Raw genomic sequence first — 12,235 nt, forward strand, 5'->3', positions numbered from 1 at the left:
CTGACGATTTTTCTGTACAAGTGTCGGGATCGTGATAGAATTATGGTAACTAGACATGAAAATTCGTTTCACAAGATATGGATGTAAGGAAGGGATGCCGCATGAAGACGGAACGGGAAGAAGTGATCCGACAAATGCGAGAGGCACAAGAGGAAACGTCGGCGACGATGGCGTTGGACTCGCGGACGCTGCCGATGTTCGAAGGCGGGCAAGGAACGCGAGGGGCGCAAGGCCTGCAAGGAGAGCAAGGTCGTCAAGGCGAGCAAGGTCTGCAAGGTCTGCAAGGTCTGCAAGGCCAGAATGCTTTGCAAGGCGAGGGCATGGCCAAGGAGAAGTTGACCAAAAGTTCGGCCCTTGACACACGTTGGCGCACGTTTCGCACGCGGCTGTTCGTGACGGTGCTGGTGGCGGCTTCGCTCTCATTTGGGGGCTGGTCGACGTATCAGGCCTACTTTGCGCGACCGACTGCGGCGACGTTTATCACCGGCGTCAAGGACATCGCGCAGCTCGCGACGGCCGAAGCGTATGTGACGACGACGGTGGAGGGACAGGACAACAAACTGCTCGGGATGGAGATTCCGATTGATCTGCCAGGCACGAAGCGGCACTATCTGATGCTGATCCCGGCGAAAATGCTGGCCGGCGTCGATCTGCAACAGGTCGGCGAGGACGATCTGCTCATCGACCACGGGACCAAGACGATCCAGATCACCCTGCCGCACGCGGCGTTTCTGCAGGAATCGATCCAGATGGAGCAGGTCAAATTGTTCACCAGCGACGGGCTGTTGCGCTCCTCGTTGAACGCGCAGGAGAGCATCGACATCCTCGCGCAGCACGGCGTCATCGAACGGCTTCGCAAGGAAGCGTCCGCCTCCGGGCTGCTCGAAACGGCGGAGCGAAACGCGGAGAATGTGCTGCGGAGTCTGTATCGGGAGTTTGGATATCAGGTGAAAGTGAACTTCAGATAGAAAAAGTCCTGTTCGAAAAGAAACAGGGCTTTTTTCTATCACCCCCGCGTATAGTAGGGAAGAGTGTTGGACAACCTGATTCCTTGGGTGGAATCACGGGAAATCCTTTGAAAACCGCTGAAAATGTGAGACTGCAGGAGATGATCGTGATTTTAGGGCGAGAATTTTTACAAAATCGCCAAAGAAAATGGCACCACCGCTCTTGAAAAGGGGTTTTCAAACGATTATCATAAGAATTGGAATTAGCACTCGGGGTTGCTGAGTGCTAACAAAAACCGACATTCAAGGAGGGTTTTTGCATGATCAAGCCGATTGGTGACCGTGTGGTCCTCAAAGTTGTGGAACGTGAAGAAAAAACAGCGTCTGGTCTGTTCCTGCCGGATACTGCGAAAGAAAAGCCGCAAGAGGGCGAAATCGTAGCAGTAGGCACCGGCAAGCTGGTTGGCGACAAGATCGTCGCTCTGGACGTAGCAGCGGGCGACCGCGTGATCTACTCCAAATACGCAGGCACCGAAGTGAAATACGAAGGTGTGGAATACCTGATCCTGCGTGAGTCCGACATTCTCGCAATCGTCGAGAAGTAAGATCCCTCACACATAGAAGACTTGTTTTGAAGAGTTGTAAATATCCGTAAAACCGACACATACAGGAGGTTGTACGAACATGGCAAAAGAGATTCGTTTCCAAGAAGATGCTCGCCGCGCGATGCTGCGCGGTGTGGACGTATTGGCTGATGCAGTAAAGGTAACCCTCGGCCCGCGCGGTCGCAACGTGGTGCTCGAAAAGAAATTCGGCTCCCCGTTGATCACCAACGACGGCGTGACCATCGCGAAAGAGATCGAGCTGGAAGACGCGTTTGAAAACATGGGCGCGCAGCTGGTCAAAGAAGTCGCGACCAAAACGAACGACGTAGCGGGCGATGGCACCACCACCGCGACCGTTCTGGCTCAAGCGCTGATCCGCGAAGGCCTGAAAAACGTCACCGCAGGCGCAAACCCGATCGGCCTGCGCCGTGGCATCGAGAAAGCAACCCGTGCGGCTGTTGCTGAGATCGAGCGCATCTCCACCCCGATCTCCGGCAAAGAGTCGATTGCAAACGTAGCTTCGATCTCCGCTGGCGACGAAGAAATCGGCGCACAAATCGCCGAAGCGATGGAGAAAGTCGGCAAAGACGGCGTCATCACCGTCGAAGAATCCCGCGGCTTCCAAACCGAAGTCGAAGTGGTTGAAGGCATGCAGTTCGACCGCGGCTACATCTCCCCGTACATGGTCACCGACCCGGATAAAATGGAAGCGGTTCTCGACGAGCCGTACATCCTGATCACCGACAAGAAGATCGGCAACATCCAAGAGATCCTGCCGGTGCTCGAGCGCGTCGTCCAATCCGGCCGTCCGCTGCTCGTGATCGCAGAAGACGTGGAAGGCGAAGCGCAAGCGACCCTGATCGTCAACAAACTGCGCGGCACCTTCACCGCAGTCGCTGTCAAAGCTCCGGGCTTTGGCGATCGTCGCAAGGCGATGCTGGCTGACATCGCAGCTCTGACCGGCGGTCAAGTGATCACCGAAGAGCTGGGCCTCGACCTGAAATCGACCACCGTCGAGCAACTGGGCCGTGCCCGTCAGATCCGCGTCTCCAAAGAGAACACCATCGTCGTCGACGGCTTTGGCGACAAAAACGAGATCCAAGCTCGCGTCAACCAGATCAAAGCGCAACTGGAAGAAACCACTTCCGAGTTCGACAAAGAGAAGCTGCAAGAGCGCCTGGCAAAACTGTCCGGCGGCGTAGCGGTCATCAAAGTCGGCGCTGCGACCGAGACCGAACTGAAAGAAAAGAAACTCCGCATCGAAGACGCCCTGAACGCAACCCGTGCAGCGGTTGAAGAAGGCATCGTCCCGGGCGGCGGCACCGCGCTGGTCAACGTGATCCGCGCACTCGACGCAGTCTCCCTCGAAGGCGACGAAGCGACCGGCCTGTCCATCGTTCGCGCTGCTCTCGAAGCTCCGATCCGCCAAATCGCGACCAACGCAGGTCTCGAAGGCGCGGTCATCGTCGAGCGTCTGAAGAAAGAAGAAGTCGGCGTCGGCTTCAACGCAGCGAACGGCCAATGGGTCAACATGCTGGAAGCGGGCATCGTCGACCCGGCGAAAGTCACTCGTTCCGCTCTGCAAAACGCGGCATCTGTCGCAGCACTGTTCCTCACCACCGAAGCGGTCATCGCTGACAAGCCGGAGCCGAAGGGCGCTGGCGGCGGCATGCCGGACATGGGCGGCATGGGCGGTATGGGCGGCATGATGTAAGAAAAGCCTTGCAAAAGGCGAAAACCACTCCCGAGTTTGGGGAGTGGTTTTTTTGTGCGGTTAGAAGACGGCCCTTGAAGTGGTATAATAAACCAACAGGATCGCTCAGACACGGGCTGAATGAAAATCGCAGAAAAGCAAGTGACGAGGCTCGTAAGTTACTCGTTGATATCGAACGCAGCCGATGCGATCTATATAAGACCACCTGTTCTTTTGCAGGTGGTTTTTCGTTTGGCAATGTAAGATTCAGCTCTCCCCCGGCATCTGGAGAGTAGACCCGAAAAAATAAGGAGGTGAGAGGTGGCATGGAAGATCACGAATTAGTCGAAGCCGCCCGCACTGGCGAACCATCCGCTTTTAGCGAACTGGTGCGGCGGCATCGGGCGCGTGCAGTTGGTATGGCGCAGGCGATGGTGCGCGATCCGCATCTGGCAGACGACATTGTGCAGGAGGCGTTAATTCGGGCATTTATGCACCTTGGCACCCTTGTCGACGGCAAACGCTTTATCCCCTGGCTTCAGCAGATCGTGCGGCGGCAGGCATTGATGAAGTTGCGGCGCGGGGGTGTATATGGGAAAGAGCGGCCGTTCTCCAGCTTTGAGGAGACGGCGGCGGAGTGGGATGCGCGGGATCTCGACAGTATTCTGTTCCACCTGCGTCGGTCTGTTGCCAAGCGCGAAGGGGAGGAAGACCCCGGGGAGCGGGTGGAGCGGCGTGAGGTGTTCGATGTGTTGCAGCATCTGATCGGGTGCCTGTCCAAGCGGGAGCGGGAGATTTTTATCGCGTACTTTTTCCGGCAGCTCACCCCGCAGGAGATCGCCGACCTCTATGCCACCTCCACCGGGAATGTCTACACCGCACTGCACCGGGCGAAACAAAAGGTTCAGAAGGAGCGGTATCGGGTGTATTTGAAATTCCAGATCGAGAAGCGGAAGGGGATGGGCTGTTTGAGTCGCAAGGTGTTGGAGGAACCGTCGTTTTTATATCAGAAGGAAGGCAGTTACGCGGCCATGCCGTTGATGATGCACGCGGCGTTGCGATATACGGAAAAAGATGACCTGTCGCTCACCGAAGTGATGGGCCTCACTTCTCACGCGTTCCGGTTCCAAGCCGGGCCGGAGATGAGTCCGGCCGGGCCGACGGCATTTGATTGGAAGAGCGTGGCCGTGCAGGGGCTGAAGGCGCTCGGGTTCAGCGGCAAGGCGGTGAGTACCGGGACGAGGATGACCGAGCCGACGCCCGAAGATCTCGCTGAAGGTCTCGCGCTCGTGCAGGATTCGATTGACGACGGAGTGCCGGTGATCGCGTGGAATCTTGACAGTGCAGGGTTTGGTCTGATTTACGGATATGACGATGAGCGGCAGGTGTTTCATGGCTGGGATGTGTCCGCGCCGGGGAAGGAGTTGGCGTACGACCAACTCGGCCGGGGGCAGTATCCGGAGCTGTTCGTGCTCGCTCTTGGCAAACGCACGGAAGAGGCGCATCGCACGGTGGACCTCGTGCCGATCTCTCCGCAGACGGAGCTGAAACTGCGCAACTACCGCGAGACGTTGCGGCTCGCGCTGGAGATGGCGATCCGGCATGCGCGCGGCGAGGAGAGAGCGGCGTTGCCAGGCTATGCCGTCGGGCTGGCGGCGTATGACGTGTTTGCCGATGCGCTGCTGCAAGGGGCGGCGCATCCGTTCGGGAGCGCATACACGGCGGCGGTGGTCGGGGAGGCGCGCAAATCTGCGGCGGAGTTTTTGACGCGGCTCAGCCGACCCTATCGCCATTTCCGCACGCTGCAGCCGCATCACTACCAGTTCCAGCAGCTCGCGGCTCTCGCGGCGGCGCATTATGCGCGGGTGTCGGCGGCGTGGCTCGGGATCGAGGCGCTGTTCCCCTTCCCGGCGGCGCAAGATGAGATCACGGTGGATGTGCGGGAGAAGGCGATCACCCTGCTCGCGGAGGCGAAGGCGGCGGAGGAGCAAGGGGTGGCCGTGTTGGAGTCCATGTATGAGTGTGTGAAGTCGTGAATACAAATAGGCTCGGTTCCTTTTGGGGATGCCGGGCTCTTTTTTTCGTCAAATTCCCTAAAAATTCTTCCTAGACCCGCCAATTTCTTGTCGATTTGGTTACAAGCTTGTCTGATTGGCAGGAACCTCCCTCTTGTTCGCGAACCTATTGGACGGTAGAATTTTAAATCGACAATGTTCGACAGATGGGGTATGGGAATTTACGGAGAGGTGTGAAAGGCCTTGTTATCGGGGAAACAGAAATTGTACTCGGGCATCTTGGCGGGCTTGCTCTTCACGACCGTGGTTCCTTCGGATGCACTGGCGAACGGTGCCGATCGTTTGGACCAAGATCGCCAAGAGGCGGCCGATCTGCGCGGTCAGATCGCCGATTTGGACAAAGAGCATCAAGAGATGCTGAATCAGATCCAAGCATTGGAATCACAAATCAACGAGGCGATGCAAAAGAGTACCGCCCTCGAAAAAGAGATAGCCGATACGGAGATCAAGATCGCGGAACAAAAAGAGAAACTAAAAGACCGCGTGAAAGTGATGTACGAAGGCGGCGATGTGTCGCTGTGGGAAGTGCTGTTTGACGCGACGTCGTTCAGCGACTTTGTGGAGCGGTTCTCGCTGCTGACGATGATCGTCGACCAAGACAAAAAGCTCGTCGACGAGTTGAAAGCCAACCAAGAGAAGCTCAAGCGCGACCAAGAGCAGTTGAAAGCGGAGCAGGCAGGCCGCCAAGCCAAACAAGAGCAACTGCTCGCTCTGGAAAAAGAGATGGCGGGCGAGTATGAGGTGCTCGCTCAAAAGTTGCAGACCAAGGAAGCGGACATCGCGGCGGCGGAGCAAGAGGCGCAGCAACTGTTTGCAAGTTTCCAAGCGGCACAGTCCTCCAGCGAGCCGCAAATCATCCAGTCGTCGGGTGGCGGCGTGTTTGCCTGGCCGGTGCCGGCGTCGCACAACGTCTCCTCGCCGTTCGGCCCACGCTGGGGCGAGTTCCACAAGGGCATCGACATCACGGCGCCGGTCGGCACGCCGATCGTCGCCATCGAGAGCGGCACGGTCGTGGCGGCGGGACCTGCGTCCGGGTACGGGCACTGGATCATCATCGCGCACGGCAACTCGATGAGTTCGATCTACGGCCACATGTACGCCAACGGGGTCAACGTCTCCGTCGGCCAGCAGGTCCAGCGCGGACAGGTGATCGGCGCGGTCGGCAACGACGGCCGTTCGACGGGTCCGCACCTGCATTTGTCGATCACAAACAGCGCAGGAGCGTATGTGAACCCGATGGGGTACCTTCAATAAATATCGTGTGACGCGTCAAACCGATTCCCGGAAAACGGGGGTCGGTTTTTTCTTTTGGGGAAAGGGGAAAGCGGACGAGAGCGTCTGAATACAGTCTGTGCATGAGCCTGCATGATCCTGCACCCAGCCTGAAAGTGGGAGGTGATCGGATGGACCTAAAACGCGTGCGCGCCGATCAGGTCGGCGGCGTGCTGGCGATCTTGGTCGGGATCACGGCGATCCGCGAGGCGGTGCGGCTCTATCCGTACCGACTGGGCACAGTGGTCGGCGATCATCTGCTGTTTGCCGTGCTCGGCGGCCTTTTGATCGTCTTTGGCGTGCTGCTGATCTTCGTTCGCCAGCCGGGCGGCGGTGAGGTCGATTGGCCGGAGCGGCAAACGCTGCGGGCGCTGGTGCTCACGCTCGGATCGTTGCTCGCGTACCGACTGCTGTTGCCAGTGCTCGGGTATCCCGTCAGCACATTTTTGATCTCGGTGCTGTTGTACCGCTGGTTTGGCTCTTATCGTATTCTTATCTGTTTGGCTGCCGGTGCGCTGACGACGGCGGTGTTGTATGTGGTGTTTCTGCTGTGGCTCGGCCTGTCGTTGCCTGGAGGTTGAAGGGGAGATCGAGGAGGAGGGGAGAGCGGTGGAAACGTTGGGATTGCTCCTCTCGGGATTTGCGGAAGCGTTGACGTGGCCCAATCTGCTCGTCGTCGCTCTCGGGGCGTTGGTCGGGACGCTGGTCGGCGTCCTGCCCGGCCTCGGGCCGACGTCGGCGATTGCGATCCTGTTGCCGCTGACGACCGTCCTGCCGCCGACGCAGGGGATCATCATGCTGGCCGGGATCTACTATGGTGCGATGTACGGCGGGTCGACGACGGCGATTTTGCTGAACATACCGGGCGAGGTGTCGTCGGTGCCGACCTGTCTGGACGGCTACCCGCTGGCCCGGCAAGGACGCGGCGGAGCGGCGCTCGGGGTGGCGGCGGTCGGCTCGTTTGTCGCCGGGTCGCTGGCGGTCGTCGGGCTGGTGCTGTTTGCGCCGTTTCTGGCAGATCAGGCGATCAAGTTTGGTCCGCCTGAGTATTTTGCCCTGATGGTGATGGCGTTGACGGTGATCGTCAATCTGGCGGGGAGTTCGTTGCTCAAAGCGTTGACGATGGGCGTGTTCGGCTATCTGCTGTCGCTCGTCGGGATCGGACCGTCGTCGGGGATGCCCCGAATGAATGTTGACAACTCGGCGTGGACGGGCGGATTTGAGCTGGTGTCGCTGATCATCGGTCTGTTTGCGATCACGGAAGTATTGAAAGGTCTGGAGGAGAAAAAAACGGCGATCGTCTCGGCGAAGATCAAGAGCGTCTACCCGTCGCGTGCCGATCTCAAGCAAAGTTTCAAACCGATGCTGCGCGGCGGGGTGCTGGGATTTTTCATGGGCCTGTTGCCCGGCTGTTCTCCTGCGGTGAGCACGTTTCTGTCGTATGACTTGGAAAAAAGGGTCTCCAAGCATCCGGAGAAATTTGGTCAAGGCGCCATCGAAGGGGTGGCCGCCCCGGAGTCGGCCAACAACGCCACGTCTTCGGCCGGATTTATCCCGCTGCTCGCCCTTGGCATCCCGGCCTCGCCGCCGCTGGCGATCTTGCTCGGGGGCTTGATGATCTACGGACTCGCACCGGGGCCGACGCTGTTTGCCCAGCACGGGGAGTTTGTGTGGACGGTGATCGCGTCGATGTTCATCGGTAATGCGATGCTGCTCGTGCTCAATCTGCCCTTGGTGCGGATGTGGGCGAAACTGACGCAGGTGCCCTACGGCATTCTGGCTCCGATCATCTTGTTGCTCAGCGTGATCGGGGCGTATTCGGTGCGGGCCTCGCTGTTCGATGTGACGGTGGCGGTGGTGTTTGGCGGGCTGGGCTGGCTGTTTCACAAATTTCGCTGGCCGGTCATCCCGTTTGTGCTGTGCTTCATCCTCGGCCCCTTGCTGGAGCAATCGCTGATCCAATCGATGGCGATGTCGGCAGGTAGTCCGTGGATTTTCTTCCAGCGGCCGATCTCGCTGACGTTGATGATTCTGTCGGTCCTGTTGCTGTTCTTTGCATGGCGTCTGAAACGGCGCACGGAGCGGCGCGTGGTGCAGGAGGTCGGGGAAGACGTTGATCTGCACGAACACTAGGAAAGGCAGGGGATGCGCGATGAAGAGAGATGCGGTTCGTGCCGGGCTCGCAGCGCTGTTGCTCGTCCCGTTGATCGCGGCAGGCTGTTCGTTTGACGGAGGTGCCGGGGGCGGGAACGGGGACGGATACCCGACGAAGGGGATCGAATACGTCGTCCCGTTTGCCCCGGGCGGAGGTGTGGACCTTGTGGCGCGGGCGGTGAGCGAGTACGCGAGCAAGGAGTGGGGCGTCCCCGTCAACGTCGTGAACAAGACGGGCGGCGGCGGGGCTGTCGGGGCGGAGTATGCGCTGAAGCAGGCGAAGAAGGACGGTTATACGGTGCTGGCAGACAATGTGTCGAGCACTTCGATGCTGGTCAGCGGCATGAAACAACCGCCGGTCACGCTGGAGGACCGGCAGTTGACGTCGCGGATCGTGCTCGATCCGATCGCGTTTGCGGTGAAGGCGGATGCACCGTGGAAGGACATGAAGGAGTTCACCGAGTGGGTGAAGGCGCATCCGGATCAGTTGACGTGGACCAGCGTGGGACCGGCAGGCACGTCGGCGTTTGGCGTGGCCGACTGGCTGAGTGCGGTCGGCGTCGATTTCAGCAAGACCCGGATGGTCGCCACCACCGGCGCGGCCGACTCGCTGCCGAAAGTGGCAGGCGGCCACGCGACGCTTGCCGTGCACACGGTGGCGGAGGTGTACCCGCTGGCTTCGGCGGGTAAAGTGAAGATCCTCGGTGTGCAAGCGGAGGAGCGCAGCCCGTATCTGCCGAACGTGCCGACACTGAAAGAGCTCGGGATCGAAGGCGTCAACGTAAAATGGTGGACGGGGCTGACCGTCCCCAAAGGTGCGCCGGATGCAGTGGTGAAGAAGTGGGAGAGCACCTTGCAAAAAATGGTCAAGGACCCGGCGTTTTTGGAAAAAATGAAGACCCTGCACATGGAAGTCAGCTATCAGGACGCGCAGACGTTCACCGGCTTCGTACTGGATGAAGCAAAGTACTACACCGAGCTGGCGGAAGCGAGAGGGATGAGGAAGTAAACGGGAATGCAAATAAATAAGTTAAGTAAAGGTTCGCATGGATGCGAGCCTTTTTTACGTATCGTGCACCTGTTATGGTATGATTTGAAAGGTTGTGACTTCAGGGAGGAGAAGGATCATGTCGGTACGGTACAAGGGCTATGTGATGGCGATTACAGGCGCTTCGCTGTGGGGGATCTCCGGGGTGGTGGCGCAGACGATGTTTCATCAGTATGGATTTGCCACGGAGTGGTTGGTGTCTGCTCGGATGTTTGTCTCAGGTTTGCTATTTTTGTTGATCGCACAGTTCAGAGCGGGACAGAGTGTTTTACATATCTGGAAACAAAACGAGAGCCGGCAGTCCCTGTTGCTGTTTTCAGCCGTTGGTATGCTGGGCGCGCAATATACTTTCTTCGCCAGCATTTATGCCGGCAATGCTGCGACGGCCACCCTGCTGCAGTCGCTCGGTCCGATGGTGGTCATGATCTACCTTGCGTTTCGAGTTCGAAAGATTCCTTCGGGGCGTGAAATCATCGCGTTGCTGTTTGCTTGCTTGGGTGTCTATCTGCTGGTGACAAACGGATCGATGAATCGGCTGTCGATCTCAGCAGCTGCTGTGTTCTGGGGATTGTTGACGGCTGTTTGCATTGCCTTTAACAGCATTCAACCGAAGCGGATGTTGGAAACGTGGGGCTCCAGTGCGGTGATCGGGTGGGGGATGCTGATCGGCAGTCTGCTGCTTGCGGTCATCACCCGGCCTTGGACGATGACCGAGCAGATCATATGGACCTTGCCTTCTGTATTCTCCCTGTGCTTCGTGATCCTGCTGGGAACGCTGGTACCGTTCTTCTTATATATCGACAGCCTGCGGTTTATCAGCGCGACAGAAGCGAGTTTGCTGTCCAGCATCGAGCCGCTGGTCGCTGTTTGTGCCTCGGTCATGTGGTTGCAAAGCCCGATGGGGCTGTTTGAAATGGGAGGGGCCGGTTTTATTCTCCTGACGGTTGTGTTGCTTTCGTTGCAGAGGCCGCAACCTGCAAAGTGAAGCATAGACCTGAGTCCGGTGTTCCACCGGCTCAGGTCCTTTCATTTCCCACCATGCGAAGGAGTTTTTTTATTTTGGAGGCAGTGGCAGTCAAACACTTTCTCTCCCTCCATCGTCTACTTTTACGAGGTGATACAAAATGGACGTGGCATTGAATGCCGCGATAGATAAGCGTGCGTTGTTGCGTGAGTTGACAGACCAGACGATGTGGCCGAAACATTCGTCTAAATATTCAGCTTTCTCATGTAATCAATTTCCCATTGGCGGGTTCCAATACTTGTAGAGGGAAAGTGGGCATAGGATTTGGTATGCTGAAAAGAGAATTCGCAGTGTTATGTCTACTTCAATCACCACAAAATGGGATTCTTTCCCTGATAAGGCAGGTCTTCTTCTCTAGGCTGGAGAAGTATAGAATGTTTGGAATACTTATGAGGACGACCGAATTGGAGGCTGGATGATGTTGACTCAAGATCGTGATCTTGTGAATCGTGAATTTGATAATCCCCGCGATGTGTTGGTGGAAGTTGTAAATAATGTAGAACGCGTGATCGTCGGCAAATCGAAAGCGGTGCAACTGTGCCTGGTCGCGTTGCTCTGCGGCGGCCATGTGTTGCTGGAGGACGTGCCGGGCGTCGGCAAAACGATGCTGGTGCGCGCGATCTCCAAGTCGCTCGGCTGCTCGTTCAAGCGCATTCAGTTCACTCCCGACCTGCTCCCGTCCGACGTAACCGGCGTGTCGATCTACAATCAAAAGACGACCGAGTTTGAATTCCGCCCGGGTCCGATCCTCGCCAACGTGGTGCTGGCCGACGAGATCAACCGCACGTCGCCCAAAACGCAGTCGGCGCTGCTCGAAGCGATGGAGGAGGGCAACATCACCGTCGACGGCACGACCTACAAACTGCCGTCCCCGTTCCTCGTCATGGCGACGCAAAACCCGATTGAGTACGAAGGCACGTTCCCGCTGCCGGAAGCTCAACTCGACCGCTTCCTGCTGAAAATGAACCTGGGCTATCCGAATCAGGAAGATGAGATCGCGATGCTCGCCCGTCAGCAACTCCAGCATCCGATTGAGACGATCGATCAAGTGACCGACCTTGAAATGCTTCAGACGATGCAGAAACAGGCGCGCGAAGTCTATGTGGAAGAGAGCATCCGCGAGTACATCGTCAAGATCGCCACGGAGACCCGCAACCATCAAGCGGTCTATCTCGGTGCATCGCCGCGCGGCTCGCTGGCTCTCTTCCGGGCGGCACAGGCGCTGGCCTACATCCTCGGCCGCGATTATGTGGTACCGGATGATGTGAAGGAACTGGTGCCGACGACGCTGACGCACCGCATCATTTTGAAAAGCGAAGCCCGCCTGAACGGTCAGACGACGGAGCAGATCCTTCAGGACATCCTCAAGGCGATCCCGGTTCCGGTCATCCGCGAACGGGCGAAGTAAGGGGTGGGG

General features: G+C 57.9%; 10 protein-coding genes. All 10 read left to right on the forward strand.

The genetic code is table 11. From position 1 onward, the window contains the following. Nucleotides 1-101 precede the first annotated feature (101 nt). Entirely contained in the window at nucleotides 102-968 is an 867-nt protein-coding gene (locus OS242_RS19135) for a DUF4230 domain-containing protein (RefSeq protein WP_267153306.1), read from the forward strand. Nucleotides 969-1,267: 299 nt separating this feature from the next. Continuing rightward, nucleotides 1,268-1,552 (forward strand): co-chaperone GroES, encoded by a 285-nt coding sequence (gene groES / locus OS242_RS19140; RefSeq protein ID WP_267153307.1) that lies wholly within the window; start codon nucleotides 1,268-1,270, stop codon nucleotides 1,550-1,552. Between the two features lie 79 nt (nucleotides 1,553-1,631). Continuing rightward, on the forward strand, nucleotides 1,632-3,266 hold the full coding sequence (gene groL, locus OS242_RS19145) for a chaperonin GroEL (RefSeq protein ID WP_267153308.1): 1,635 nt from the start codon (nucleotides 1,632-1,634) through the stop codon (nucleotides 3,264-3,266). Nucleotides 3,267-3,571: 305 nt separating this feature from the next. Continuing rightward, a complete protein-coding gene (locus OS242_RS19150) occupies nucleotides 3,572-5,281 on the forward strand; it encodes an RNA polymerase sigma factor (RefSeq protein ID WP_267153309.1) in 1,710 nt (569 codons plus the stop codon). A 222-nt stretch (nucleotides 5,282-5,503) separates the two neighbouring features. Further along, entirely contained in the window at nucleotides 5,504-6,574 is a 1,071-nt protein-coding gene (locus OS242_RS19155) for a murein hydrolase activator EnvC family protein (protein ID WP_267153310.1), read from the forward strand. 149 nt (nucleotides 6,575-6,723) lie between these two features. Further along, entirely contained in the window at nucleotides 6,724-7,173 is a 450-nt protein-coding gene (locus OS242_RS19160) for a tripartite tricarboxylate transporter TctB family protein (RefSeq protein ID WP_267153311.1), read from the forward strand. 28 nt (nucleotides 7,174-7,201) lie between these two features. Further along, entirely contained in the window at nucleotides 7,202-8,725 is a 1,524-nt protein-coding gene (locus OS242_RS19165; RefSeq protein WP_267153312.1) for a tripartite tricarboxylate transporter permease, read from the forward strand. A 19-nt stretch (nucleotides 8,726-8,744) separates the two neighbouring features. Then, entirely contained in the window at nucleotides 8,745-9,755 is a 1,011-nt protein-coding gene (locus tag OS242_RS19170) for a tripartite tricarboxylate transporter substrate binding protein (protein WP_267153313.1), read from the forward strand. A 118-nt stretch (nucleotides 9,756-9,873) separates the two neighbouring features. Then, entirely contained in the window at nucleotides 9,874-10,779 is a 906-nt protein-coding gene (locus tag OS242_RS19175) for an EamA family transporter (RefSeq protein WP_267153314.1), read from the forward strand. A gap of 454 nt (nucleotides 10,780-11,233) precedes the next feature. Next, nucleotides 11,234-12,226 (forward strand): AAA family ATPase, encoded by a 993-nt coding sequence (locus tag OS242_RS19180; protein WP_267153315.1) that lies wholly within the window; start codon nucleotides 11,234-11,236, stop codon nucleotides 12,224-12,226. Nucleotides 12,227-12,235: the final 9 nt, after the last annotated feature.

Origin of the sequence: Tumebacillus lacus, from assembly GCF_026410385.1 — a bacterium.
GTDB classification, from domain to species: Bacteria; Bacillota; Bacilli; order Tumebacillales; family Tumebacillaceae; genus Tumebacillus; species Tumebacillus lacus.